Origin of the sequence: Nocardioides insulae DSM 17944 (genome assembly GCF_000422825.1) — a bacterium.
GTDB lineage: Bacteria > Actinomycetota > Actinomycetes > Propionibacteriales > Nocardioidaceae > Nocardioides > Nocardioides insulae.
In genome coordinates, this window is sequence record NZ_AUGU01000013.1 from 454,327 (window position 1) to 478,967 (window position 24,641).

General features: G+C 70.6%; 25 protein-coding genes and 1 pseudogene. 3 read left to right on the forward strand and 23 right to left on the reverse strand.

Annotated features, from left to right (window positions below):
• Positions 1-54 precede the first annotated feature (54 nt).
• The 4 genes from G515_RS0102775 to dxr all read right to left on the reverse strand — a co-directional run bounded on the left by G515_RS0102775 (position 55) and on the right by dxr (position 4,703).
• Positions 55-900 carry a GNAT family N-acetyltransferase gene (locus tag G515_RS0102775; RefSeq protein WP_028658905.1) on the reverse strand — a complete coding sequence of 282 codons (846 nt, stop codon included), beginning with the start codon at positions 898-900 and terminating at the stop codon, positions 55-57.
• 51 nt (positions 901-951) lie between these two features.
• Positions 952-2,118, reverse strand: a complete 1,167-nt coding sequence (gene ispG, locus G515_RS0102780) for a flavodoxin-dependent (E)-4-hydroxy-3-methylbut-2-enyl-diphosphate synthase (protein WP_036553806.1) — start codon at positions 2,116-2,118, stop codon at positions 952-954.
• Between the two features lie 105 nt (positions 2,119-2,223).
• Positions 2,224-3,582 (reverse strand): M50 family metallopeptidase, encoded by a 1,359-nt coding sequence (locus G515_RS0102785; protein ID WP_028658907.1) that lies wholly within the window; start codon positions 3,580-3,582, stop codon positions 2,224-2,226.
• Entirely contained in the window at positions 3,579-4,703 is a 1,125-nt protein-coding gene (gene dxr, locus G515_RS0102790) for a 1-deoxy-D-xylulose-5-phosphate reductoisomerase (protein ID WP_028658908.1), read from the reverse strand. The genes G515_RS0102785 and dxr overlap by 4 nt, the downstream gene beginning before the upstream one ends.
• A 70-nt stretch (positions 4,704-4,773) precedes the next feature.
• Here dxr and G515_RS19225 point away from each other — a divergent pair, with 70 nt between their 5' ends.
• Both G515_RS19225 and G515_RS0102800 read left to right on the forward strand, forming a co-directional pair.
• Complete coding sequence (locus G515_RS19225; protein ID WP_036553809.1) at positions 4,774-5,556, forward strand: class I SAM-dependent methyltransferase; 783 nt, start codon at positions 4,774-4,776, stop codon at positions 5,554-5,556.
• Between the two features lie 111 nt (positions 5,557-5,667).
• Positions 5,668-6,588: an AEC family transporter gene (locus tag G515_RS0102800; protein ID WP_028658909.1), complete on the forward strand. Its 921-nt coding sequence runs from the start codon at positions 5,668-5,670 to the stop codon at positions 6,586-6,588.
• Between the two features lie 31 nt (positions 6,589-6,619).
• On the opposite strand, the gene G515_RS19230 is transcribed toward G515_RS0102800, so the two are convergent.
• The 8 genes from G515_RS19230 to rpsB all read right to left on the reverse strand — a co-directional run bounded on the left by G515_RS19230 (position 6,620) and on the right by rpsB (position 13,780).
• The gene (locus tag G515_RS19230; protein WP_036553811.1) at positions 6,620-7,810 is read right to left on the reverse strand and encodes a glycosyltransferase family 4 protein; all 1,191 of its coding nucleotides are present in this window, start codon (positions 7,808-7,810) and stop codon (positions 6,620-6,622) included.
• 79 nt (positions 7,811-7,889) lie between these two features.
• Positions 7,890-9,011: a dual-specificity RNA methyltransferase RlmN gene (gene rlmN, locus G515_RS0102810; protein WP_036554115.1), complete on the reverse strand. Its 1,122-nt coding sequence runs from the start codon at positions 9,009-9,011 to the stop codon at positions 7,890-7,892.
• 123 nt (positions 9,012-9,134) lie between these two features.
• The gene (locus tag G515_RS0102815; protein ID WP_028658911.1) at positions 9,135-9,488 is read right to left on the reverse strand and encodes a hypothetical protein; all 354 of its coding nucleotides are present in this window, start codon (positions 9,486-9,488) and stop codon (positions 9,135-9,137) included.
• A gap of 87 nt (positions 9,489-9,575) precedes the next feature.
• Positions 9,576-10,472: a phosphatidate cytidylyltransferase gene (locus tag G515_RS0102820; protein ID WP_051217775.1), complete on the reverse strand. Its 897-nt coding sequence runs from the start codon at positions 10,470-10,472 to the stop codon at positions 9,576-9,578.
• Positions 10,473-10,506: 34 nt separating this feature from the next.
• Complete coding sequence (gene frr / locus G515_RS0102825) at positions 10,507-11,061, reverse strand: ribosome recycling factor (RefSeq protein ID WP_028658913.1); 555 nt, start codon at positions 11,059-11,061, stop codon at positions 10,507-10,509.
• 102 nt (positions 11,062-11,163) lie between these two features.
• Positions 11,164-11,877, reverse strand: coding sequence for a UMP kinase (gene pyrH, locus G515_RS0102830; RefSeq protein WP_028658914.1), 714 nt, complete (start codon positions 11,875-11,877; stop codon positions 11,164-11,166).
• 169 nt (positions 11,878-12,046) lie between these two features.
• Positions 12,047-12,856, reverse strand: a complete 810-nt coding sequence (gene tsf / locus G515_RS0102835) for a translation elongation factor Ts (protein ID WP_028658915.1) — start codon at positions 12,854-12,856, stop codon at positions 12,047-12,049.
• Positions 12,857-12,889: 33 nt separating this feature from the next.
• On the reverse strand, positions 12,890-13,780 hold the full coding sequence (rpsB, locus tag G515_RS0102840) for a 30S ribosomal protein S2 (protein WP_028658916.1): 891 nt from the start codon (positions 13,778-13,780) through the stop codon (positions 12,890-12,892).
• A 590-nt stretch (positions 13,781-14,370) separates the two neighbouring features.
• On the opposite strand from rpsB, the gene G515_RS23880 reads away from it, so the two are divergent.
• Positions 14,371-14,910, forward strand: a complete 540-nt coding sequence (locus tag G515_RS23880; protein ID WP_084652991.1) for a M23 family metallopeptidase — start codon at positions 14,371-14,373, stop codon at positions 14,908-14,910.
• Between the two features lie 194 nt (positions 14,911-15,104).
• Here the strand turns inward: G515_RS23880 and G515_RS0102850 are convergent, their stop codons facing one another.
• From G515_RS0102850 to trmD, 11 genes and pseudogenes are all read right to left on the reverse strand, one after another.
• Positions 15,105-16,016, reverse strand: a complete 912-nt coding sequence (locus G515_RS0102850) for a tyrosine recombinase XerC (RefSeq protein WP_028658918.1) — start codon at positions 16,014-16,016, stop codon at positions 15,105-15,107.
• Positions 16,017-16,211: 195 nt separating this feature from the next.
• Positions 16,212-17,378, reverse strand: a complete 1,167-nt coding sequence (locus tag G515_RS0102855; RefSeq protein WP_028658919.1) for a nucleotide sugar dehydrogenase — start codon at positions 17,376-17,378, stop codon at positions 16,212-16,214.
• Between the two features lie 90 nt (positions 17,379-17,468).
• Positions 17,469-18,677 carry a DNA-processing protein DprA gene (gene dprA, locus G515_RS19235; protein WP_036553813.1) on the reverse strand — a complete coding sequence of 403 codons (1,209 nt, stop codon included), beginning with the start codon at positions 18,675-18,677 and terminating at the stop codon, positions 17,469-17,471.
• A complete protein-coding gene (locus G515_RS19240; RefSeq protein WP_157570972.1) occupies positions 18,637-20,463 on the reverse strand; it encodes a YifB family Mg chelatase-like AAA ATPase in 1,827 nt (608 codons plus the stop codon). Before G515_RS19240 ends, dprA begins: the two co-directional genes overlap by 41 nt.
• On the reverse strand, positions 20,463-20,843 hold the full coding sequence (locus tag G515_RS0102870; protein WP_036553815.1) for a YraN family protein: 381 nt from the start codon (positions 20,841-20,843) through the stop codon (positions 20,463-20,465). The genes G515_RS19240 and G515_RS0102870 overlap by 1 nt, the downstream gene beginning before the upstream one ends.
• Positions 20,844-20,990: 147 nt before the next feature.
• Positions 20,991-21,299: a DUF2469 domain-containing protein gene (locus tag G515_RS0102875; protein WP_028658921.1), complete on the reverse strand. Its 309-nt coding sequence runs from the start codon at positions 21,297-21,299 to the stop codon at positions 20,991-20,993.
• Between the two features lie 10 nt (positions 21,300-21,309).
• Positions 21,310-22,062: a ribonuclease HII gene (locus tag G515_RS0102880; RefSeq protein ID WP_028658922.1), complete on the reverse strand. Its 753-nt coding sequence runs from the start codon at positions 22,060-22,062 to the stop codon at positions 21,310-21,312.
• Positions 22,059-22,856: a signal peptidase I gene (lepB, locus tag G515_RS0102885; protein ID WP_028658923.1), complete on the reverse strand. Its 798-nt coding sequence runs from the start codon at positions 22,854-22,856 to the stop codon at positions 22,059-22,061. The genes G515_RS0102880 and lepB overlap by 4 nt, the downstream gene beginning before the upstream one ends.
• A 37-nt stretch (positions 22,857-22,893) precedes the next feature.
• A complete protein-coding gene (rplS, locus tag G515_RS0102890; RefSeq protein ID WP_028658924.1) occupies positions 22,894-23,244 on the reverse strand; it encodes a 50S ribosomal protein L19 in 351 nt (116 codons plus the stop codon).
• A 235-nt stretch (positions 23,245-23,479) separates the two neighbouring features.
• On the reverse strand, positions 23,480-23,923 hold the full coding sequence (locus G515_RS23710; protein WP_245565205.1) for a GNAT family N-acetyltransferase: 444 nt from the start codon (positions 23,921-23,923) through the stop codon (positions 23,480-23,482).
• Positions 23,924-23,941: 18 nt separating this feature from the next.
• Positions 23,942-24,640: pseudogene (gene trmD / locus G515_RS23715) on the reverse strand (tRNA (guanosine(37)-N1)-methyltransferase TrmD); the annotation flags it as partial.
• Position 24,641: the final 1 nt, after the last annotated feature.

The following is a 24,641-nucleotide window of genomic DNA, read 5'->3' on the forward strand; positions in this document are numbered from 1 at the left end:
GCGGGCCGGCACCCAGGTGCGGGCTCGCCGCGTCGGTGTGCCGGCCGATCGGGGTCAGAACATGACGGTCGCGAACCGGGCGGTCTCGCGGAAACCGACCCGGGCGTAGGCGCGTCGGGCAGGGGTGTTCCACTCGTTGACGTAGAGCGAGACGGTCGGCGCGATCTCCCGGCGTACCTGCTCGACGACCGCTGCCATCCCTGCGACCGCCAGGCCCTCGCCGCGCCGGTCCGGAGCGACGTAGACCCCCTGGATCTGGGCGGCGTACGGCGACGCGCAGGCGACCTCGGCCTTGAACACCGCCCGGCCCTGCTCGAACCGGGCGAAGGACCAGCCCCGCGACATCAGCTGCAGCACCCGGGCGCGGTAGAGGTCACCGCCGCCGTGGGTCTCGGGTGAGACCCCGACCTCCTCGGTGTACATCGCGACACAGGCCGGGTAGAGGGCCTCCAGATCGTCACGGTGGGTACGACGCACCTCCGGGTCGGCCGGCACCGACGGCGCCTCGCCGAGCTCGAGGTGCGGCTGCTCCCAGCGACACTCCCGCGGCCGGCCCCAGCGCGACTCCACGACGTCCCACAGGGCGCGGACGGGATCCTGCGGACCCACCAGGGTCGAGACCGTGCGCCCGCGACCCAGCGCCCGCTCGCCGAAGGCCCGCGCGTCCTCCGGAGTCGCCTGGATCGGGACCAGATTGGCCCCGACATGGCAGGCCGCCACCAGGTCGCCGTCGCGCCAGCGCCCCCACATCTCACCGCCGAGCCAGCGCGGCTCCAACCGGGTCGTGCGGGCGCGGTGGTCGGCGAAGACGTTGACCACCGGAGCACGGCCGGTGAGCTCCAGGAAGGCCGGGACATCGCCCGGTCCGAGGACCCGGATCCCGTGGCGGGTGGTGAGCACGAGGTGAGCTTAGGCCATCCGGGAGCGCGCTCAGCACGCGCTCGGCCGGCGTCAGGAGACGCTGACGGTGGCCTCGGCGCCCTCGACGGGTTCCATGCCCTCGGCGATCAGCATGGCCTCCTCGATGAGGGTCTCGACGATCCTCGACTCGGGCACGGTCTTGATCACCTCGCCCTTGACGAAGATCTGACCCTTGCCGTTGCCCGACGCGACCCCGAGGTCGGCCTCGCGGGCCTCGCCGGGACCGTTGACGACACAGCCCATCACGGCCACCCGTAGCGGCACCTCGAGACCGTCGAGTCCCGCGGTGACCTCCTCGGCCAGCTTGTAGACGTCGACCTGTGCCCGCCCGCAGGATGGGCACGAGACGATCTCCAGCCGACGAGGACGCAGGTTGAGCGACTCCAGGATCTGCAGTCCGACCTTGACCTCCTCGACGGGGGGTGCGGAGAGCGAGACCCGGATGGTGTCACCGATGCCCTGGGAGAGCAGGGCACCGAACGCGGTGGCCGACTTGATCGTGCCCTGGAAGGCCGGTCCGGCCTCGGTGACGCCGAGGTGCAGCGGCCAGTCGCCCTCTGCTGCGAGCAGTTCGTAGGCGCGCACCATGACGACCGGGTCGTTGTGCTTGACCGAGATCTTGAAGTCGCGGAAGCCGTGCTCCTCGAACAGCCCAGCCTCCCACTTGGCCGACTCGACGAGCGCCTCGGGGGTGGCCTTGCCGTACTTCTCCAGCAGCCGCTTGTCCAGGCTGCCGGCGTTGACGCCGATCCGGATCGAGGTGCCGTGGTCCGTGGCGGCCTTGGCGATCTCCTTGACCTGGTCGTCGAACTTCTTGATGTTGCCGGGGTTGACCCGGACGGCCGCGCAGCCGGCCTCGATCGCGGCGAAGACGTACTTGGGCTGGAAGTGGATGTCGGCGATCACCGGGATCTGCGAGTGCCTCGCGATCTCGGGCAGCGCGGCGGCGTCGTCGGCCGAGGGGCACGCCACCCGGACGATGTCGCAGCCGGCCGCGGTGAGCTCGGCGATCTGCTGCAGCGTGCTGTTGACGTCCGAGGTGAGCGTGGTCGTCATCGACTGGACCGAGATCGGGTGCTCGCTGCCCACTCCGACCTTGCCCACCTGGATCTGGCGGGTCTGCCGACGCGGTGCGAGCACCGGCGGCGGCGCCGCGGGCATGCCCAGGGAGATCGATCCATCGGAGGTCGCGGTCATGGGTTCAGGTTATCCGTCTCGGGTTCGGATGCCTGATCGGCGGTGGCCGGTCCGGCGGGTGCGGGTGCTGGGCGGGGCTGTACTGGGCGAGGCGTACGGCGGCCCTCAGCTCGAGGTCAGGTGCAGCGGTACGACGAAGTCAGCCACCACCAGCACCAGGCCCATCGCGACGATGGCCAGCCCGACGACGTAGGCGACCGGGAGGAGTTTGGCGGGGTCGACGTGGCCGGGGTCGGGCCGGCCGGTGAGGCGGGCCAGCCAGCGGCGCAGGCCCTCCCACAGGGCACTGGCGATGTGACCACCGTCCAGCGGGAGCAGCGGCACGAAGTTGAACAGGCCGATGAACAGGTTGAACCCGCCGATCAGCGAGCCCAGCAGGACCAGCTTCTGGGTGGTGTCGACCTCGTCGTGCGAGGCGACCTCGCCGGCGATCCGTCCGCCGCCGACGATGCTCATCGGGCTGTCGGCGGCCCGATCCTCGACCCCGACGATGGCCTGGGCGACGTCCCACACCTTGACCGGCAGCTGAAGGATGGCGACCACCGAGTCCTTGGTCATCTCCCACATCTGCTGGAGCGTGAAGATCGGGCCACCCTTCTCGACCACCTCGACGGTGGTCGGGGTGATCCCGAGGAAACCGACCTGCTGGATCGTCTCGCCCTCGGCATCGGTCGGGCGGGCCTCGACGGTGGTGCTGGTGGTGCCGGTCTCCAGCTCGCCGTCACGCTCGTAGCCGATCACGGCGGTGCCGGCGGCGTTGTCCTGGATCAGGCCACGCAGTTGATCCCAGTCGGTGATCTCGGTGCCGTTGAACGACACGATGGTGTCCCCCGGCTCGAGACCGGCCTCGTACGCCGGGCTGGGCGGGTCGCTCGCGGTGCACTCCCGGCCGGACTCGGCGTACGGGATCACGCACTCGGAGACCGTCTCCACGACCGGCGGCCCCTCGGCGGGTTCGAGGCTGTGCACGCCGTAGGTGCTGAAGATGGTGAGGAAGGCGAAGAACGCGATCACCAGGTTGACCGTGGGCCCCCCGGCCATCACGATCGCCTTCTTCCACCACGGCAGCTTGTAGAAGAGCCGGTCCTCGTCCTCCGGCTCCACCAGGTCCCACTCCGCCTGCCGGGCGTCGGCGATCAGCGAGGTGAACATGCCGGTGTTGAAGTCGCGGACCCGCTGTGGCCGGGGGTTGCCCTCGGCGTCGAACTCGGCGACCTGGTCGGGGACCGGGGGCAGCATCCCGACGATCTTGACGTAGCCGCCGAGCGGGATCGCCTTGACGCCGTACTCCGTCTCGCCCTTGGTGCGGCTCCACAGCGTCGGCCCGAACCCGATGAAGTAGCGGCTCACCTTGGCGCCGAACTTCTTCGCCGGGATCATGTGCCCCAGCTCGTGGAGCCCGATCGAGGCCAGCAGCGCCACCACGAAGACGAGGACGCCGAGGGCGTAGAGGAGGGCGGTCATGCCTGGTTGGTCCTGCTCTTCTCGATCTGACGGGAGGCCAGCTCACGCGCCCAGGCGTCGGCCGAGAGCACGTCGTCGAGGGTGAGCCTCTCCGAGGGTACGTCGGGGCTGGCTGCCGGCAACGCGGCCAGCACCTCGGCAATGGTCTCGACGATCCCGGTGAAGGCCAGCCGTCCCTGGTGGAAGGCGTCCACGCCGACCTCGTTGGCGGCGTTGTAGACCGCCGGGGCGGTCCCGCCCCGCTCCCCGGCCCGACGGGCCAGGTCGATCGCGGGGAACGCCTCGGAGTCCACCGGTTCGAAGCGCCAGTCGGCGGCCCGGGTCCAGTCGATCGGCGCCTCCGCCTCGGCGACCCGCTCGGGCCAGGCCAGGCCCATCGCGATCGGCACGCTCATCGTGGGCAGACCCAATTGGGCCACCACCGCCCCGTCGACGAACTCCACCATCGAGTGGATGAACTGCTGCGGGTGGACCACCACGTCGATCCGGTCGAAGGGGACGTCGAAGAGGAGGTGCGCCTCGATCACCTCCAGGCCCTTGTTGACCAGGGTGGCCGAATTGGTGGTGATCACCCGGCCCATCGCGAAGTTCGGGTGGGCCAGGGCCTGCTCCGGCGTGACCCGGGCGAGCTCGGAGCGACCGCGCCCACGGAAGGGGCCGCCGCTCGCGGTGACGACCAGCCGGCGTACCTCCTCCGCGCGACCCGCGCGCAGGCTCTGGGCGATGGCGCTGTGCTCGCTGTCGACCGGGACGATCTGGCCGGGACGCTCGATCGTCTTGACCAGCGGCCCCCCTATGATCAGCGACTCCTTGTTGGCCAGGGCGAGGGTGTTGCCGGCTTCGAGCGCCGCCAGGGTCGGCCGCAGACCCACCGCCCCGGTGATGCCGTTGAGGACGACGTCGCAGGCGTGCGCGGCCGCGTCGGCGCTCGCCTGCTCGCCCAGCCCATGGACGGCGGGGCGGAACTCCTCCACCTGCCGCTCGAACAGCTCGGGCTGCGACCCGCCGGCGCTCAGCCCGACCACCCGGAACCGGTCCGGGTTGGCACGCACCAGATCGAGCGCCTGGGTGCCGATCGAGCCGGTCGAACCGAGGATGACGACGTCACGGGGCTGCTGCACCCGCCCATCCTCCCAGCGCTGCGCCGCCCACGCCGAAACGCAACCGGCGGCATGCGAGAGACTCGGGGCGATGACCACCGACGCGGACCCCCTGGTAGCCCGGCTGCGCGCCGCGGGGTGCGTCTTCGCCGAGGAGGAGGCCGACCTGCTGCGGGAGCGGGCCGGCGGAGTGGACGAACTCGAGGAGCTCACCGGCCGCCGTCTCGCCGGGGAATCGCTCGAACAGGTGGTCGGCTGGGTCGACCTCGGCGACCTGCGGCTGGCCGTGGGACCCGGTGTGTTCGTGCCCCGGCAGCGGTCGTTGCTGCTGGTCGCCGCCACGACGGCCGCGGTGCGGAGGGCGGCTTCGGCCGCGCCCGTCCTGGTGGAGGCGTACGCCGGGGTGGCGCCGATCGCCGCCGCGGTAAGCCGCGCCGTACCGACGGTCCGGGTGCACGCGGTCGACCTCGACCCGGTGGCGCTCGGGTACGCCGCCACCAACCTCGGCCCGGGCGCCGGCGTGCACCGGGGGCGAGGTCTCACCCCGCTCCCGAGGACCCTGCAGGGGGCGGTCGCGGTGATCACCGCGGTGCCGCCGTACGTGCCGGACGCGGCGCTCGACCTGATGCCGCGCGAGGCCCGCGAGCACGAGGACCCGCAAGCCCTCCTCGGTGGCCGCGACGGACTGGATCACGTCCGCACGCTGCTCGCCGAGGCACCCCCGTGGCTGGCCCGCGGCGGGCACGTCCTGTGCGAACTCGGCGCCGGCCAGTGGGAAGCTGCCGCAGCCGCGGCCGCCGCAGCCGGCTACGTCGTCACCGCGCCTCCGGTCGGCGAGGACCAGACCGCGATCCTCGAGGCCCGCCGGTCCTGAGCCGGTCCTGAGCCGGTCCTGAGCCGGGGCTGAGCCCGCGAGCGCGGCCGGGCGAGGTCCAGGTGCTGGTCCGGGGCCGGCCGGAGGAGGACCGCTGCCTAGGGTGGCCGGGTGCAGGGCGTGGTGGCGGGATTCGGGACGATCATCGCCGTCATCGCCGTCGGGTATCTGCTGGCCGCGGTCCGCGTGCTCGACGCGCAGGCCCAGCAGATGCTGGCCAGGCTCGCCTTCCTCGTGGCCAGCCCCTGCCTGCTGCTCACGGTGATGTCCGGCACCGACCTGGCCGGCGCGTTCTCGGGCAACCTGGTCGCGACCGCGGTGGGGGTGCTGGCTGCGGGTCTGCCCTACCTGCTGATCGGCCGGCTCGTACTGCACCGGAGCGCGGCCGAGGTGAGCATCGGCACGATGTGCTCGGCGTACTGCAATGCCGGCAACCTGGGCCTGCCGATCGCCGCCTATGTGCTCGGCGACGCGGCCGCGATCGCGCCGATGTTGCTCCTCCAACTCGTCGTGATGCAGCCGCTCGCCCTGACCCTGCTCGACGCCGACCGCACCGGGCGGGTCTCGGCACGACGGGCGATCCTCACCCCGTTGACCAACCCACTGACCCTCGGCACTCTGATCGGCCTCGCCCTGGCCGCGGGCGACTGGACGCTCCCCACCGTCGTGAACGACCCGATCGAACTGATCGGCGGGATGGCGGTGCCCGGCATGCTCCTCGCCTACGGGGTCTCACTGCGGCTCGGCCCGCTGCCGGGCCGAGGCGTGCCGGTCAGCGAACTCGGCCTGGTCACCGGGCTCAAGCTGGTCGCCCAGCCCCTGGGCGCCTACCTCGCCGGCCGGGCTCTGGGCCTCGATGACGCCGCGCTGCTGGCGCTGGCGGTCACCGCCGCGCTCCCGACCGCTCAGAACGTGTTCATCATCGCCACCCGGTTCGACCGGCAGTCCCTGCTCGCCCGGGACACCGTCTTCATCACCACGATCGGCTCGGTGCCGGCGATCTTCGCCATCACCGCCCTCCTCCACCGTTGAGCCATGGGGACGGCACCCGGCGAGGAGGTGCTCAGGCAGCGAGGCGCTCACCCCGACGGCCGACGGCGATCACCTCCCGATAGTGCTGCACCAGGCGGTCGTTGACCGCCCCCCACGAGCGGGCGGCCACCCCTCGGCGGGCGGCCAGGCCGAGCCGTCGACGGAGGACCGGGTCGTCCCGGAGACGGCCGACCGCGGACCCCAGCGCCCGGGCGTCGCCAGGGGTGTAGAGGAATCCGTTCTCCCCCTCCCGCACCAGGTCCAGCGGCCCCCCGGCCCGCGGTGCGACGACGGGTACGCCGGAGGCCAGCGCCTCCTGTGCGGCCTGGCAGAAGGTCTCGTGCCGACCCGTGTGGACGAAGGCGTCGAAGGAGGCGTACGCCGCCCCGAGCGCCTCGCCATGCAGCGTGCCCAGGAAATGCGCACCCGGCAGCCTGCGGCGAAGGGCGGCCCCCTCCGGTCCCTCACCCACCAGGACGAGCGCGTAGCGGTCGTCGCGGGCCAGCCCGGTCAGCAGGTCCAACTCCTTCTCGGCGGCCAGCCGGCCGACGTACCCCACCAGCAGCCGACCGTCCGGGGCCAGCCGCCGGCGCAGGTCGTGGTCCACCCGGGACGGGTGGAAGCCGAGCAGATCGACACCGCGCGGCCACAACGCCGTCCGCGGGACGCCGAGCCGGTCGAGCTGGGCGAGGCTGGCCGAGGACGGCGCCAGGGTCAGGTCACAACGATGGTGGATCCGGCGGATCAGCGCCGCCGCCGCCTGTGGCCCACCGACCACCCCGTAGCGAGCGGCGAAACCGACCAGGTCGGTCTGGTAGATCGCGACCGACGGGACCCCCAGGTCGCCGGCGGCCCGGATCGCCTGGTGGCCGAGCAGTACCGGCGAGGCCACGTGCACAACGTCCGGCCGGAATCGGGTCATCACGGCCCGCAACCAGCCGCGCGTCTCCAGCCCGATCCGGAACTCCCGGTAGAAGGGCAGGGTGGCGCCACGGGCGTGGACCACCGGGAACCCGGCATAGGTCGCCGGGCCGGTGGGAGCGACCAGTTCCGCGACATGCCCGGCCGCGGACAGATGCTCCAGGACCCGGCGTACCGAGTTGGTGACCCCGTTGACCTGAGGCAGGAAGGACTCGGTGACGACCAGGACGCGGAGCGGCTCGGCGCGATCTGCTGTGGTCCCGACGGGTGTGGTGCGGGGGAACCTGACGACACTGCTCATGCTCCCGATGCTGGGCCGGGCGCCTGTCCGAACGGGTCTCCCCCGTTGACCAGGGAGTGAATGTCGCGTGAGCGGTGGGTCAGGCCTCGAGGGCGGCGAGCTGCCCGCAGGCGCCGTCGATCTCCTGGCCGCGGGTGTCGCGCACCGTGGTGGGAATGCCCTTCGCCTCGAGCCGGCGGACGAACTCACGCTCGTCGGCGGGGTCGGAAGCGGTCCACTTCGAGCCGGGGGTCGGATTGAGCGGGATCAGGTTGACGTGCACCCAGCCCCAGTCACCATAGGAGTTGAGTACGTCGCCGAGCAGGTCCGCACGCCACGCCTGATCGTTGATGCCGCGCATCATGGCGTACTCGATGGAGACCCGCCGCTTGGTGACCCGGGCGTAGTTCCAGGCCGCCTCGACGGTCTCCGCGACCGAGAACCTGGTGTTGATCGGCACCAGTTCGTTCCGGAGCTCGTCGTCGGGGGCATGCAGGGACAACGCGAGCGTGACCGGGATCCCCTCCTCGGTCAGCTGCTTGATCCGGGGCACGAGACCGACGGTGGAGACCGTGATCCCCCGGGCGCTCATCCCGAGGCCCTCGGGCGCGGGGTCGGTGAGCCGGCGGACGGCGCCGATCACGGCGGCGTAGTTGGCCATCGGCTCGCCCATGCCCATGAACACGACGTTGGACACACGCCCCGGACCGCCGGGCACCTCACCACGCTGGAGCGAACGAGCACCGGCCACGACCTGCTCGACGATCTCGGCGGTCGACATGTTGCGCTGCAGCCCTCCCTGACCCGTCGCGCAGAACGGGCAGGCCATGCCGCACCCCGCCTGGCTGGAGACGCACATGGTGACTCGGTCGGGGTAGCGCATCAGCACCGACTCGACCAGGGCGCCGTCGAAGAGCTTCCACAGCGTCTTCCGGGTGGTGCCGCGATCGGCCTCCAGAGTGCGCATCGGCGTCATCAAGGAGGGCAGGAAACCGTCGACGAGATCCGCGCGCTGAGCGGCGGGCAGATCGGTCATCTGCTCGGGGTCGTCGACCAGGTGGCCGAAGTAGTGGACCGACAACTGCTTGGCGCGGAACCCGGGCAGCCCCATGCGCTTCGCCTCGTCCTGCCGCTCCGCAAGGCTCAGGTCGGCGAGGTGCCGCGGTGGCTTCTTCCGCCCCTTCGGCGGCGTCAGCACCAACGGCAGCGCCCGTCCAGCCATGGCGGCCGCCTCGGCCTCGGCAGAGTGCGGTGTGGGAAGATCCTCGGTCATCCCCTCCAGTGTCGCGCAGGGGACGCGTACCTGCACATTTCCGGGTGACGTGAGCCTCGTCGTAGGCGGTTCTCAGCCCTCGAGGCGCACGAGGATCCATAGGGTGGCGGCCGCCACTCCGACAGCGACGACCGCGGTCAACACCATCCCGAGCAGCATGTAGAGCCCGAACCTGCGGCTGCGCGGGACCACCATCAGCGCCAGGGGGAGGGCGAGCAGCACCGCCACGAACGGGATGAGCCGGGTGGCGTCGTCGGTGCCGAGCAGCGCGGAGAGCACCGCCGCGGAGATGCTCGGCACCACCACGACGACCGCCAGACCGGTGAAGAACCCGGCCAGCGGGGTGAACACCGGGTGGTCGCGGTGCCACCAGTCGGGCTGCTGGACTACGGCCTCGGGACTGCTCACGCGCTCCTCCTCGCTCATCGCGACCACGGTAACGGCTCGGCAGCGGCCGGGCGGTCCATCTGGGCGCGCGCCGCGCGTAGGCCAGCCGGTGCTGCGACGTACCGACTAGAACACGGCGTAGTGGAGCAGCAGCCACAGCGGCGCGATGGTCGCCAGCAGCGAATCCAGTCGGTCCATCAGCCCACCGTGTCCCGGGATGACCTGGCTCATGTCCTTGATGCCCAGGTCACGCTTGATAACCGATTCGCACAGATCGCCCAGGGTGGCCATCACCACGCCGATCAGGCCGGCGGCGACGCCGATCCACCAGTCGCCGTCGAGCAGGAAGACGACACAGCCGACCCCGGCCGCGACGCAGAGCACGATGGAACCGGCGAAACCCTCCCAGGACTTCTTCGGCGAGATCACCGGGGCCATTGGATGCTTGCCGAACAGGACGCCGGCGATGTAGCCCCCGGTGTCGGAGGCGATCGTGACCAGCACGAAGGTGACGATCCCCTTCACCCCGGCGTCGCTGAACCCACCGCCGGTCCGGCCGCCCTCGGCCAGCATCAGCGCCACGAACGACCCCAGGAACGGGACATAGACCACGGTGAACACCGCCGCAGTCGCCGTACGCACGTAACCCTCCACACCGCGGCGGAGCAGCCAGAGCATGATCACCAGCGCCGTGACCGCGGTGGCCGTCACCAGTGCCTCGGCGCCCCAGGCGTAGGCCACCACCACCATCACGACGCCGCCCACCATCAGCGGCTGCTCCGGAAGGTCGATGTCCTGGCTGAGCATGCCCTTCCGCATCTCCCAGACGGCCACGACGACGGCGATCGCCACGATCACCATGAACGCCGGCTTCCAGAACGCCAGGGACGCGGTCACGGCGCCGAGCAGCACCACGGCGGAGGCGATCGCCGCCGGGAGATTACGCCCGGCGCGGCCGTGATCCTTCTGGACGGGTGGCTCCGTCGGGCCCTGGTCGGACGGAGAAGTGGGGGCAGGCGTCATCGCTGCTCGCTCGCGGGGGATCCGAGACAGGGTCTCAGACCTCCAGCAGCTCGGCTTCCTTGTTCTTCAACATCTCGTCGATCGCCTCGGTGTGCTTCTTGGTCTGGGCGTCGAGCTTCTTCTCCGCGCCGGCGAGGTCGTCCTTGCCGATCTCGCCGTCCTTCTCCAGCTTCTCCACGCCCTGCTTGGCGGTACGGCGCAGGTTACGGACCGCCACTCGGCCGTCCTCGGCCTTGGCCTTGGCGAGCTTGGTGAACTCCTTGCGGCGCTCCTCGGTCAGCTCCGGGAACACGCAGCGCAGCAGCTTGCCGTCGTTGGAGGGGTTGATCCCCAGGTCGGAGTCGCGGATGGCCTTCTCGATGTTGCCCATCGCACCGACGTCGAAGGGCGAGATCAGGATGATCCGGGGCTCCGGCGAGGTGAAGGTCGCCAGCTGCTGGATCGGGGTCGGGCTGCCGTAGTAGTCGACCATGATCTTGTTGAACATGCTGGGGTGGGCCCGGCCGGCACGGATCGTCGCGAACTCCTCGCGTGTGGAGTCGACCGACTTGGCCATCTTGGCTTCGGCCTCGTTGAGGATGTCGTTGATCACGGTGGCTCCTTCTCGCCTCGTCGGCCCGATCGGGCCCTTGCACGCCGGCCGGCGCTCGCTGCTTGGTTGGTCTCGGGGTGACCCCGGGAAGTGGCGGGGTCAGTCTGCCGTGACCAGCGTGCCAATCCTCTCACCCTGCACGACGCGGAGGATGTTGCCCTCCGGCTCCATGCCGAACACGATCATCGGCAGCTTGTTCTCGCCGCATAGCGCGAAGGCGGTCTGATCCATGATCCGCAGGCCGTTGGTGAGCGCCTCGTCGTAGGTCAGCGCGTCGTACTTGGTGGCCTGCGGGTCGAGCTTGGGATCCGCGGAGTAGACGCCGTCCACCCCGCTCTTGGCGACCAGCACGACGTCACACTTGCTCTCCAGCGCGCGCTGGACGGCGACGGTGTCCGTGGAGAAGAACGGCATCCCCATGCCCGCCGCGAAGATGACCACGCGCCCCTTCTCCATGTGCCGGATCGCCCGCCTGGGGATATAGGGCTCGGCCACCTGGGCCATCGTGATCGCGGTCTGGACCCGCGTCTCGACGCCGATCTTCTCCAGGAAGTCCTGCAGCGCCAGGCAGTTCATCACGATGCCGAGCATGCCCATGTAGTCGGCCCGCGCGCGGTCCATCCCACGCTGTTGCAGCTCGGCCCCGCGGAAGAAGTTGCCTCCGCCGGTGACGACGGCGACCTGGACGCCCGCGTCGGCGAGCGAGGCGATCTCCCTGGCGATCTTCGAGACGACGTCCGGATCCACCCCGACCTGACCGCCGCCGAACACCTCGCCGGAGAGCTTGAGCAGGACACGCTTGTAACCGGTCACGGGACTCCTTGTATTTCAGAGGGTCGAGCTCGGTCGAGCCGAGATCGATGATGCCACCAACCGAGGTGGTGGGGTACGCCGTCGCGGATCGGCGCGCTACGGACGTGCGAGGAGGCCGGTCCGAAGGGAGCGTGTGCTCCCCCGGACCGGCCTCCTCTGCGGACCTGCGTCAGGCCCCGACCTCGATGCGGACGAACCGCTTGAGGGTGGTGCCGGCCTCGTCGAGCACGGCCTTGACGGACTTCTTGTTCTCCAGCACGGAGGCCTGCTCCAGCAGGACGACCTCCTTGTAGAAGCCGTTGAGACGACCCTCGGCGATCTTGGAGATGATGTTCTCCGGCTTGCCCTCCTCGCGGGCGGTGGCCTCACCGATCTCGCGCTCGTGAGCGACGATGTCGGCCGGCACCTCCTCGCGGGCGAGGTACTGGGGACGCATCGCGGCGATCTGCTTGGTGACCGCGACGGCGCCGTCCTCGTTGCCCTCGAACTCCACCAGCACGCCGATCGCCGGCGGCAGGTCGGCGGACCGCTTGTGCAGGTAGACCGCCGTCTCGCCGCCGAAGTAGGCGACCTTGCCGAGCTCGATCTTCTCGCCGATGGAGATGGCGAGCTCCTGGACGATGCCAGCAACCGTCTTCTCGCCGATGGTGACGGCGTTGAGCGCCTCGACGTTCTCGGCCTTGGCCTCGTTGGCCGCGTCGGCGAGCTGCTGGGCGACCCTGATGAACTCGTTGTTCTTCGCGACGAAGTCGGTCTCCGACCTGAGCTCGACCAGCGCACCACCGGAGTGGGCGACCAGCCCGGCGGAGGTCTCGCGCTCAGCGCCACGGGCGGCGGCCTTGGCGGCACCCTTGGTGCGCAGGAGGTCGACCGCCTTGTCGAAGTCGCCCTCGGCCTCGGTGAGCGCCTTCTTGCAGTCCATCATGCCGGCGCCGGTGAGCTCCCGGAGCTTCTTCACGTCAGCAGCGGTGAAAGCCATGCGTGTTCCTTCTCGATCGCAGGGAAGTGAGGATCAGGCCTCGGTGGACTCGGTGGCCGGGGCCTCGGCGGACTCGGTGGCCGGAGCCTCGGTCGCCTCGGTGGACTCGGCGGCCGGGGCCTCGGTCGCCTCGGCGGGCGCCTCGGTGGTCTCGGTGGAGGTCTCGAGCAGCTCGCGCTCCCACTCGGCCAGCGGCTCCTCGGCCGTGGTGGCCGCCTCGCCCTGCTTGCCGCCGGAGCGGGCGATCAGGCCCTCGGCGACGGCGTCGGCGATGACCCGGGTGAGCAGGCCGACCGCACGGATGGCGTCGTCGTTGCCCGGGATCGGGAAGTCGACCTCGTCGGGGTCACAGTTGGTGTCGAGGATGCCGATGATCGGGATGCGGAGCTTGCGCGCCTCCTCGACGGCCAGGTGCTCCTTCTTGGTGTCCACGATCCACACGGCGGAGGGGGTGCGACCCATCTCGCGGATACCACCGAGGGTCTTGTCGAGCTTGTCGCGCTCCCGCTTCATCTGCAGGAGCTCCTTCTTGGTGCGACCGGAGCCGGCCACATCGTCGAAGTCGATCTCGTCGAGCTCCTTGAGGCGGTTGATCCGCTGGTGCACGGTCTGGAAGTTGGTCAGCATGCCGCCGAGCCAGCGCTGGTTGACGTAGGGCATCCCGACGCGGGTCGCCTGCTCGGCGATCGCCTCCTGGGCCTGCTTCTTGGTGCCGACGAACATGATCGTCCCGCCCTTGGCCACGGTCTCCTTGATGAAGGCGTAGCTGCGGTCGATGTAGGCCAGCGACTGCTGCAGGTCGATGATGTAGATACCGTTGCGCTCGGTCATGATGAAGCGCTTCATCTTCGGGTTCCAGCGACGGGTCTGGTGTCCGAAGTGGACGCCGCTCTCGAGGAGCTGGCGCATGGTCACGACTGCCATGATTTCTCCTTGTGATGGAGACTTCCCGTGGTGCCCGTCCTTGCATGCGAGGAGGGCCGGGAGCTGTCTCCGGTCGGTTTTCAGTTCCTTGCGTCTCATCTCGGATCGCCGAGGCGGGACGCCCTGACGTCTGCGCGTGATCCGACCGGCGGTGCCGGACTGAGGATCCTCGCCCACGGTTGGTCGCCCTCGGGGAGGCCGGGGGCGTCGTGGTCTGCGGACGTGCGTAGTCAACCCATGGTGGGCTGCCGCACTAGAGTAGTCGACTCCCGCTCAGCACGCCCAATCCCTGCCTGGATCAGTTCGGGCCTGCCCGGCGGGCCGGTCGTCGTCCACACCGCACCGCGGCGATCCGCCTCCACACAGGTGCAATTCGAGCGCTCGCCGGTGCGTCCACCCGAACGCAGGATCGAACCATGCCTACCCCCTCCTCGACATTCCGCCGGCCCTGCTGTTCGGCAGCACGCCTGACCGCGTCCCCGCCCCGGCCCAGGTCGGGATCCAGGTCGGGATCCGGGTCGGGATCCCGGTCGGAGGGCATCCGCGCCCGGCCCGTCGTGGCTTGGTCGGTCATCTCGCTGCTGATCCTCATGCTCTGGGCGGGGCCAGCCGCAGCGGCGGCCGCGCGGGACGCCCCACCCGCGCCGCCGCCGTCCCAATCCCTCGCGGACGTCCTGTCCCGCGATCCCTCGCCCCCGGCCACCGGCGTGTGGCCGCTACGACCGGTGCCGCCCGTCGTGCACGGCTTCGACCCTCCAGAGGAGGATTGGGGAGCCGGTCACCGGGGCGTGGATCTGGCCGGCCGGGTGGGTCAACCGGTGCGGAGCGCGCTCGCCGGCACGGTGACCTTCGTCGGCCTGATCGCGGGCAAGGGCGTCGTGGTGGTGGATCACGGGAGCACGCGTACGACCTACGAGCCCGTCAGCAGCCCGCTCCGTCCCGGCGAGAGGGTGGGAGCAGGGGGTCTCCTCGGCATTCTTGCCCCGGCCTCCTCACATTGCGCACCGGCCACCTGTTTGCACTGGGGCTGGATCCGCAACAGCGACGACGCCTACCTCGACCCCCTCCAACTCGTCGGCGCGGGGCCGGTCAGGCTCCTGCCGCTGTGGCGCGACCAGCCGGTGGGATGAGGGTGCACCGATGGACGCTCGCTGGCTACGCAGCCGGATCAGGTGTGCGAGCGGGGGCGCGACGGAGCCGGTCGGTGGTCACCTGTGTGGCCGCACTCGAGCGTTGCCGAATCAGGCGGGAGTGAACCTGCGGGTAGGCGCGACGCAGTCGGTCGGTCGTCACCTGTGCGTGGCCGCACTCTCGCGCCGCTGGATCAGGCGCGAGGGTGAGCCTGCTGGTAGGCGCGACGCAGTCGGTCGGTGGTCACGTGTGTGTAGAGCTGCGTGGTCGCGAGCGAGGCATGGCCGAGCATCTCCTGCACCGAGCGCAGATCGGCCCCGCCCTCGAGGAGATGCGTGGCGGCGGTGTGCCGCAGCCCATGCGGCCCGATGTCGGGGGCCCCGGGCACAGCCGCGATCCGCCGATGGACCATCGTCCGCACGGCGCGAGGATCGATCCGGCCGCCGCGTACGCCGACGAACAGCGCGCCCGACGCCCCCTCCCCCACCAGGGCGGGTCTTCCCCGCACCAGCCAATCGTCGAGTGCACGGGCCGCCGGCACTCCGAACGGGACCACCCGTTCCTTGCGTCCCTTGCCCAGCACGCGCACCACGTTTCGCTGGCGGTCGAGGTCGTCCACGTCGAGACCGCACAGCTCACCGACACGGATGCCACTTGCATAGAGGAGTTCGAGCACTGCCACGTCCCGCAGGCCCACCGGTCCACCGCCAGCAGCCGCGTCGGCCGCGGCGCGCACCAGGGATTCGGCCTCGTCGGCGCGCAGCACGGACGGGAGGGTCCGGTGCGCGCGAGGCGAGCCGAGGCTCGCGCCGACATTGGTGTCGATGCGTCCGGTCCGCGCGAGCCAGGCGGTGAACACGCGTGCCGAGGTCGCCCGCCGCGCCAGCGTCGTCCGTGACCTGCCCACGCTCTGCTGGGTGGCCAGCCAGCTGCGCAGGGTCCGCAGGTCGAGGCTCCCGACCTCGGTGTGACCGAGTCGCTGGGCGTGCTCGGCCAGCAGACTCAGATCGGTGAGGTAGGCCCGCACGGTGTGCTCGGTGAGACCACGCTCGGACCGCAGATGTCGCTCGTAGTCGCCGAGCACTCGGGCGAAAGCCTCAGACAAGGCAACCTCCGCCTCATCAGCCCCCGCAGTCTCATCAACCACGCGTTTCAGCCTAGCCGCTCTCGGCCCGGTCTCTGCGGAGCGTCAGAGCTCTGATCAGACGTGAGGACAGGTTTCGATTCGGCGTCCTCGGTGGAGTAACAGTGCGCTGACCGCCGTGGTCCCCGACCCGATCGGCGCATGCGGTCGGCTCGCTCAGTCGCGACCGTAGATGTCACGGGTGTAGACCCTCTCGGCGACGTCGGCGAGTTCCGGGGCGAGGCGGTTGGTGAGGATCACGTCCGCGCGACTCTTGAACTCGGTGAGGTCCCCCAGCACCTCGGACCCGTAGAACTCCGCCTGGTCCAGGCTGGGTTCGAAGACCACGACCGGGACACCCTTCGCCTTGATCCGCTTCATCACGCCCTGGATGCTCGAGGCCCGGAAGTTGTCGGAGCCGTGCTTCATGGTCAGCCGGTAGACACCGACACACTTCGGTGCTCGGGCAAGGACGTCGGCAGCGATGAAGTCCTTGCGGGTGACGTTCGCGTCGACCACGGCATTGATGAGGTTCTGCGGCACGTCGCGGTAGTTGGCCTGGAGTTGCCTGGTGTCCTTCGGCAGGCAGTAGCCGCCGTACCCGAAGCTCGGGTTGTTGTAGTGCAGGCCGATGCGGGGGTCGAGGCCGACTCCCTCGATGACCTGGGCGGTGTCCAGGCCCCGGCTGTGGGCGTAGGTGTCGAGTTCGTTGAAGAAGGCGACCCGCAGCGCCAGGTAGGTGTTGGCGAACAGCTTGATCGCCTCCGCCTCGGTGGGGTCGGTGAGCAGGATCGGGACGTCGTCGTCCTGGGCACCCTCGAAGAGCAGGTCGGCGAAGTGCTTGCCGTACTCCCCCCGGTCACCGACGATGATCCGCGAGGGATGGAGGTTGTCGTGGAGCGCCCGGCCCTCCCGCAGGAACTCCGGTGAGAAGAGGATGGTGGCGCCGGGGTGCCGCGCACGCATCTGCTCGGTGAAGCCGACCGGCACCGTGGACTTGATCACGACCGCGGCCCGCGGAGACAGCCGCAGGGCCGCCGCGATCACGGTCTCCACCGAGGAGGTGTCGAAGTAGTTGGTCTCCGGGTCGTAATCGGTGGGGGTGGCCACCACCACGAAGTCGGCACCGTGGAACGCCTGCTCGGTGTCGTGGGTGGCGACCAGCGCGAGCGACGCCGACCGTAGCCGTTCGCTGAGCTCGGGGTCGGCGATGGGCGATTCACGCCGGTTGAGCGCCGAGACCTTGGCCGGGTCGACATCGACCGCCACGACCTCGTGGTGCTGAGCCAGGATCACGGCGTTGGAGAGACCCACGTAGCCGATGCCCACGACCGCTATCTTCATGTCATCGGACGCTAATGCCGTCCCGGCCACGTCACCCCCAGCTTTGCCGAGCCTTCATCTGATCGCCATGAGCGGGTCGCACCGCGCTCTTCAACTCGCCACTCCGCCGGTCGGCGCCGCCGTCTCCTGGGCTGCTTCGCCGACGCGCCAGCCCCGTGGCATCCGCTCCACGAATCCGTGTCGTCTCAACCAGTCGAGCACTCCGGTCACCTCGGGGACCGCGATCCCGGCGGTGCGCGCGATGGACTCCACCGTGGCCGGTCGCACCATCGGCACCGCTTCCAGCACCTGTTGCTGGCGGCGGGTCAGTCGGTCGCGCGGTCGGCTCTCGCCGCGCGTCTCCGGAGGCAGGTTCTCGCCACTGGCCCCGACCAGCTCCAGCGCCTCGGCGCCCGAGGTGACGACCGTCGCGCCGCCCATCCGCAACAACTGATGCACCCCCTGGGAGGACCCGCTGGTGACCGGGCCGGGGACTCCCATGACGCAGCGGTGCAACCGACCCGCCCAATTGGCGGTGTTGAGGGCGCCGCTGCGCAGCGCTGCCTCCACGATCACGCTTCCGCGTCCGAGTGCCGCGATCACCCGGTTACGGGACAGGAACCGGATCCGGGAGGGCGCGCAGCCGGGCGCCAGTTCGGAGATCACCAGCCCCTCCTGGGCGATGACGTCGAGCAGGTCGGCGCTGCCCGCCGGGTAGGCACGATCGACGCCGTTGGCGAGGACCGCGATGGTGCACCCGCCCACCGACAGCGCGCCTCGGTGTGCTGCCTGGTCGATCCCGTCGGCGAGCCCGGAGACCACGGTCCATCCCCGAGCCGCTACCTCGGCGGAGAGACGCAGCGTGACGTCGATCCCGTAGGTCGTGGCCGCCCGCGAACCAACCAGCGACAATGCTCGGGCGTGGTCCGCGAGGCGACGCGGGCCGCGGACCCACAGCCCCAGCGGCGCACCGGAGCAGCGCTGCAGCGGTTCGACCCCGGCGAGATCGTCGAGCGAGGCAGGCCACTCCTCGTCGCCGGGGACCACGAACCTGATCCCCCGCCGGGCCGCACGCTCCAGGTCGCGCTCCGGATCGACCGCGTCGAGGCGCGAGAACGCGTCGTCGGTGAGGTGTCCTCCGGTCCGCTGCTCGCAGATCCGCTCGAGGACCACCGGGGCGCCGTACTCGCCCACCAGGGCGCTCACTCGGAGTTGGCCCGGTTCGAAGACCCGTCCCAACACCACTCTGGCCAAGCGATCCCGGTCGCTGCCGGGTCCGTCACCGCCTCCGACGGGGAGGACAGACCGGCTCGCACTCATCCCGCGCTCCTCTCGTCCCGGGCCGTCTCGCCCGGCGATCTCTCCCCGACTGCGATTCCTGATCGCGGAGGAGCCCCTGCTGCGGCCGAACCGGCGGTGCCGAACCCGGCGGTGCCGAACCCGCCGCCCCTGAGACGGACCAGGCCGCACTCCCGGCGTCCGCGGAACCGACCGAGCCCGGCCCCCGCCGGGCTGCACGGGCTCGCTCCGAGGACCTGCCGCGGCGCACGACGGTCTCGTGTCGAAGGTCTTCGCCCAGGCGCAGGCGCAGCGCGACATCGACCTCGGCGGCGCCGGGTCGCTCGAGTCCGAGGAGGTCGGCGACGGTGAGCGCCAGCCGATGGGTGCGTACGACGCCGCGCCGGGTGAGCCGTCCCGTCGCCACGGCCTGATCCAGCAGTCGCTGCCCACGCGTGTCGAGCGGCCAGCGCTGGCGGAGCACCGGCCCGGGCACCTGGCCGTTGAGCCGCCACCCGCACCCTGCGAACCTGGATTGTTGTCGCTCGCGCGCGAGGGTGACCCGCTCCTTGACCTCGGCGCTGGACTCGCGGCATGCCAACCGGTCGCCCTCGTGGGTGCCGAGCGGGGAGAGGGTGCGGGTCAGGTCCACCCGGTCGGCGACCGGGCCACGCAGCTTGCGGTGGTAGTCCCGCAGCTCCATCGGCCGGCACTCGCACCTACCGCTCCCGAAATTGCCGCAGGGACACGGATTGGCGGCCAGGACGAACAACCCGCCGGCGGGCAGGGTGATCGTCTCATCGCCCCGGGCGATCGTGATGTCACCGCTCTCCAACGGCTCGCGGAGGGCCTCGATGACGTCGGTGCGGAAGAGGGGGAACTCATCGAGGAAGACCACCCCGGAGTGGGCCAGGCTCACCTGCCCCGGTCGCACCCGACCGCTGCCTCCGCCGACCAGGCTGGCACGGCTGGCGTCGTGGTGGGGTGCCACGAACGGGGGCCGTCGCACCAGCCCCTCCTCGGGATCGAGGACGCCGGCGATCGAGCGCACCGCGGTGAGCTCCAGCGAAGCCTCCGGCTCGAGATCCGGGAGGATCGTGGGCAGGCGTTCGGCGATCGAGGTCTTGCCGCAGCCCTGCGGCCCCTTGAGTAGCAGGTGGTGGCCGCCGGCCGCAGCCACCTCGAGCGAGTAGCGGGTGTCCTCCATGCCGATCAGGTCGGCGAGGTCCACGTCGTCGAGCCGGGCATCGCCGCGCCAGGTGAGCAGCGATCGACCGGAGAGGGCCGGCACCGCAGGGGCCTCGGGGACTTCCTCGCCGCCCAGCTCGGCCACCACCTGCCCCAGGGAGCGCATACCGAGCACGTCGACTCCCGGAACCAGTGCCGCCTCCGGGACCTGCGGCTCGGGCACGATCACCCGGGTCAGGCCGCGCTGGGACGCGGCCAGCACCATCGGCAGGACTCCGTGGGTGCAGCGCAACCCCCCGTCGAGGGCCAGCTCGCCGATGAGCAGCGTGTCGCGCAGGTACGCCCCCGGCACCACGTCGGTGGCCGCGAGCACCGCACAGGCGATGGCCAGGTCGTAGTGGGTGCCGGACTTCGGCAGGTCGGCGGGTGAGAGCAGCACGGTGATGCGTCGGGTGGAGGGCCACTCCAGCGCGGAGTTGATCACGGCCATCCGCACCCGGTCGCGGGCCTCACTCAATGAGGCATCGAGACTGCCGACCATCGTGGTGCCGACCTGCCCCGGGGAGACGTCGGCCTGCACATCGATCAGATGGCCCACGGCTCCCCGCAACGACACCGTGCGCGCCAGCCCCAGGCCCATCAGACCAGCCCCCGGACGTGCTCCACCCGGGCGGGCCCGCGTGGTGGCCGCACGACGGCGACCAGGTCGATCCGGACGGCGGGCGGCCGGAGGTCATGATCCTCGGACCAACGTTGGGCGAGTCGACGCAGTCGGTCCAACTTGTCCGCATCGACCGCCTCGTGCGGGGTGCCGGCCTGCTCGCTACTGCGGGTCTTCACCTCGCACACCACGAGCGTGTCGCCGTCCCGCAGGACCAGATCGATCTCGCCGTCCGTGCAACGCCAGTTGTGATCCAGCGGGATGAGCCCCTGCTCGCACAGGTGCCGCTCGGCCACCCGTTCGCCGTACTCCCCCAGGGCCCTCAGTCTCGAGGCCTGCCCGCTCGTGGTCGTGGTCATGAAACGCGCCCTCCGTCGCCGATGGTCCGATGTCGCGGATCCAGCATCGGGGACCGCGTCGTCCGGCGCGGAGCGTCGGGGGACGGCTGTGGAGAGGTGGGTCGCGTCCTTGCAGTGTGGACGCTCAGCGGCCCAGGGGCCGGCGGGTCAGCTCTTCGGGAGGTCCAGGTCGGAGGGGCTGAGCTCTTCGACGTTGACGTCCTTGAAGGTGAGCACCTTGACGTTCTTCGCGAACCGGGCCGGGCGGTACATGTCCCACACCCAGGCGTCGGTCATGGAGACCTCGAAGTAGACGTCGCCGGCCTCGGTGCGGGCCTTCACATCGACCTGGTTGCACAGGTAGAAGCGGCGGTCGGTCTCGACGACGTACTTGAAGATCCCGACCACGTCGCGATACTCCCGATAGAGCGTCAGCTCCATCTCGGTCTCGTACTGCTCGAGTTCCTCGGCGCTCACGGTTGGCTCCTCACGCCCCCGACACTAGCCCCACCTCGGACGAGGTCGCGTCCGCATCGAGAACGGCCTCCATGAACTCCTCCGGCACGGGTACGCCGATGCCGGGCAGCCGCCACGAACGCCGGTGCTGCACGCACGGGCCGACCCGGGCCAGCGCCTCGAGATGGGCGGGTGCGGAGTAGCCCTTGTTCTCGCCCCAGCCGTAGCCGGGGTGCTCCGCGTCCAAGGAGACCATCAGGCGGTCACGCTCGGTCTTGGCCAGGATGCTGGCTGCGGCGACCGCGGCGCACCGCAGATCCCCCTTGATCAGGGTGACCACGGGGGGGACCTCGTCGAGCAGGCCGGACGGGCCGAAGAGCCCCTCCTGCTCGGGCGGGGTCAGGTAGTCGTGGTTGCCGTCCAGCAGGACGGCGTCGGGGTCGACCCCGAGCTGGGCCAGCGACCGGTGCCCGGCGAGCCGCAGTGCCGCGACGACCCCGAACTCGTCGATCTCAGCGGCGCTGGCATGCCCGACCGCGGAGTCCAGCGCCCACCGCCGGACCCGCGGCGCCAGCCGCTCGCGGGCCTGCGGGGTGAGCAGCTTGCTGTCCTTGACCCCCTGGGGGGCGCTGCGAGTGTCCAGGGAAATGACCACGGTGCCGATGGTGACCGGCCCGGACAGGGCGCCGCGCCCGACCTCGTCGCAGCAGGCGAGGTGGGTCAGGCCGCGCTCGCGCATCAGCGTGCGTTCGAAGCGCAGCGACGGGGTTGTGGTCCTGGTCATGAGTCGGTGTCCGGGTCGCGGGCGGGGACGTCGTCGAAGGCGTCGGGGTCCTTCTCCCATCGTGCCTTGCCCAGCGGCCAGATCACCGCCATCACCTTGCCCACCACCAGGTCCTCGCCGACGTAGGGGTCCTTGGCGCAGTCGGACTCGGTCTCCCGACACAGATGCACGGTGGAGTCCGCGGAGTGGGCACGGTTGTCGCCCATCACGAACAGCTCGCCCGCCGGCACCGGGCCGGCCGTCCAGTCGCACCCGATCATCGGCCCGTAGCACTCCCCCGGCCGGGCGTAGTCGGACTCGTCCACCGCGACGCCGTTGACCTCCAAACGGCCCTGCCGGTCGCAGCAGTGGATGACGTCGCCGGGTACGCCGATCACCCGCTTCACCAGGTGACCGCCCTCGGGATAGAGCCCGATCTTGGTGAGTACGTCGGCCACCGGGCCGGGATCCGGTGCGGGGCCCAGCCAGCCACCGGGGTCCTTGAACACGATCACGTCACCGCGCTGCGGCGTACCGCTGCCCCAGTAGGAGGGCTTCTCGACGAGGATGCGGTCGTTCTCGACCAGTCCCGGCTCCATCGACTCCGAGGGGATGTAGAAGGCCTGGGCGACGAACGCCTTGATCCCGACCGCGAGCAGCAGGGCGATCAGGAGCAGCAGCAGGGTCTCCTGCCACACCGGCAGATGCCGCCGCTTACGGCCACGGGGAGACGACGAAGACCGCGGCCCCGCTCCCTCATCTCGAGGATCATCCTCGAAGGCGTCGGGAGCGAGGCCGCGGTCTTTTGAAGTCACGCGATGAGTCTAGGAAAGACTCCTGCGAGGGCGTCGATCAGGCCTCGCGACGCTCCTTGATCTTGGCGGCCTTGCCGCGCAGGTTGCGCAGGTAGTAGAGCTTCGCCCGGCGGACGTCACCGCGGGTCACGACCTCGATGCTCTCGAAGATCGGGGAGTGCAGCGGGAAGGTGCGCTCGACGCCGACGCCGAAGGAGACCTTCCGGACGGTGAAGGAGCGGCTCACGCCGGAGCCCTGCAGACGGATGACCACGCCCTGGAAGACCTGGATACGCGAGCGGTTGCCCTCGACGACCTTGACGTGCACCTTGACGGTGTCACCGGCGCGGAACTCCGGCAGGTCCTCGCGCTTGCTGGCCTTGTCGATCTCGGTGATCAGGTTGGTCATGATGTCTCCTCGCGAGTGCCACAGGTCAGCCGCGGTGCGATGGGGTGCGGGATGGTCTCAGCGTGCTCTCGTGGAGCCAGGCCGGCGGCGTACGGTTCCCCCTGTGGCAGGAGCCCGACGCAGACCCTCCGTCCACTCCGTCGATGACGGGGTGCGGAGCGATCCTTCGGCCGACTGAGGCCGACGACAGATTCTGCCACACACCCGCGGTGGGCGTGGAATCGGTCGAGCCGAGTCAGCGGCGGCGCTTGGTCAGCGTCACCGCGCCGGGCGCCGCGGCGAGGTCTCCCCGGAGCCGGTAGCCCGCCTTCTTGTAGATCCGGTGGTTGCGAGCGCTGCGCTCACCGGTGAAGAGCCCGTACGTCGTCGTGGCCGGCGCTGCCACCGACTCGATGTGGGCGAGCAGCGCCCGCCCCATCCCCCGGCCCTGCTGGTCGGGGGCGACCATCAGCCGGCCGATCGACCAGAGATCACCCTCCGCGTGACCGCTCACCGAGCCGACCAGTCGGCCCGCGGCGCGCACGACGTACACGTCCCATGCCTCGAGGTGGGCGAGGACGTCATCGAGGGACTCGTGCAGGGCGGGGATGTCGAGGGTGTCGTTGTCCAGCGCCTCCTGGACCCAACAGGCCAGTTGGAGGGTGAGCAGTTCGGGGGCGTCGGCGCGAACCGCCGGCACGATCTCCCACTCCGAGGCGCCCTGGCTGGCATGGATCAGGTCGGGGCGGCGCTCCGCCGTACGACGGAGCGCCTGCTCGTGCCGCCAGGCCGCGATCCGGCCATGGTCGCCGGAGAGCAGGACGGCGGGCACCTCGCGATCGCGCCAGGTCGCCGGCTTGGTGTAGACGGGGTACTCGAGCAGGCCGTCCTCGTGCGACTCCTCGACCAGGGAGGCGGCGTTGCCCATGAACCCCGGCAGCAACCGGACCACGGCCTCGGTGATCGCCAGCGCGGCCACCTCACCGCCATTGAGCACGTAGTCGCCCAGGCTGATCTCGCGCACCTCGCCCAGCGTGCCGGCGTGATCGAGCACCCGCTGGTCGATTCCCTCGTACCGACCGCAGGCGAAGACCAGCCGCTCGCGCGTGGAGAGCTCCCGGGCCAGCGACTGGGTCAGCGGCTCGCCGGAGGGGGTGGTGAAGAGGATCGTCGCCTCGCCCTCGCCCTCGCCCAGCGCCAGGGCCTCGAACGCCTCCCCGAAGGGCTCCGGCTTCATCACCATGCCTGCCCCGCCGCCGTAGGGGGTGTCGTCGACGGTGTGGTGTCGGTCGTGGGTCCACTGGCGCAGGTCGTGCACGTGCAGTTCCAGCAGCCCCTTCTCGATCGCCTTGCCGGGCAGGGAGAGCTGCAGCGGGTCCAGATAGTCCGGGAAGATGGTGAGGTAGTCCAGGCGCATC

What these genes read in the sequence shown, in the direction of transcription:
- ispG (WP_036553806.1), bottom strand. Translation starts at nt 2,118, where the DNA reads ATGACCGCGACCTCCGATGGATCGATCTCCCTGGGCATGCCCGCGGCG.
- G515_RS0102785 (WP_028658907.1), bottom strand. Translation starts at nt 3,582, where the DNA reads ATGACCGCCCTCCTCTACGCCCTCGGCGTCCTCGTCTTCGTGGTGGCG.
- G515_RS19225 (WP_036553809.1), top strand. Translation starts at nt 4,774, where the DNA reads ATGACCACCGACGCGGACCCCCTGGTAGCCCGGCTGCGCGCCGCGGGG.
- G515_RS19230 (WP_036553811.1), bottom strand. Translation starts at nt 7,810, where the DNA reads ATGAGCAGTGTCGTCAGGTTCCCCCGCACCACACCCGTCGGGACCACA.
- rlmN (WP_036554115.1), bottom strand. Translation starts at nt 9,011, where the DNA reads ATGGCTGGACGGGCGCTGCCGTTGGTGCTGACGCCGCCGAAGGGGCGG.
- G515_RS0102815 (WP_028658911.1), bottom strand. Translation starts at nt 9,488, where the DNA reads ATGAGCGAGGAGGAGCGCGTGAGCAGTCCCGAGGCCGTAGTCCAGCAG.
- G515_RS0102820 (WP_051217775.1), bottom strand. Translation starts at nt 10,472, where the DNA reads ATGACGCCTGCCCCCACTTCTCCGTCCGACCAGGGCCCGACGGAGCCA.
- tsf (WP_028658915.1), bottom strand. Translation starts at nt 12,856, where the DNA reads ATGGCTTTCACCGCTGCTGACGTGAAGAAGCTCCGGGAGCTCACCGGC.
- rpsB (WP_028658916.1), bottom strand. Translation starts at nt 13,780, where the DNA reads ATGGCAGTCGTGACCATGCGCCAGCTCCTCGAGAGCGGCGTCCACTTC.
- G515_RS23880 (WP_084652991.1), top strand. Translation starts at nt 14,371, where the DNA reads ATGCTCTGGGCGGGGCCAGCCGCAGCGGCGGCCGCGCGGGACGCCCCA.
- G515_RS0102855 (WP_028658919.1), bottom strand. Translation starts at nt 17,378, where the DNA reads ATGAAGATAGCGGTCGTGGGCATCGGCTACGTGGGTCTCTCCAACGCC.
- dprA (WP_036553813.1), bottom strand. Translation starts at nt 18,677, where the DNA reads ATGAGTGCGAGCCGGTCTGTCCTCCCCGTCGGAGGCGGTGACGGACCC.
- G515_RS19240 (WP_157570972.1), bottom strand. Translation starts at nt 20,463, where the DNA reads ATGGGCCTGGGGCTGGCGCGCACGGTGTCGTTGCGGGGAGCCGTGGGC.
- G515_RS0102870 (WP_036553815.1), bottom strand. Translation starts at nt 20,843, where the DNA reads ATGACCACGACCACGAGCGGGCAGGCCTCGAGACTGAGGGCCCTGGGG.
- G515_RS0102880 (WP_028658922.1), bottom strand. Translation starts at nt 22,062, where the DNA reads ATGACCAGGACCACAACCCCGTCGCTGCGCTTCGAACGCACGCTGATG.
- rplS (WP_028658924.1), bottom strand. Translation starts at nt 23,244, where the DNA reads ATGACCAACCTGATCACCGAGATCGACAAGGCCAGCAAGCGCGAGGAC.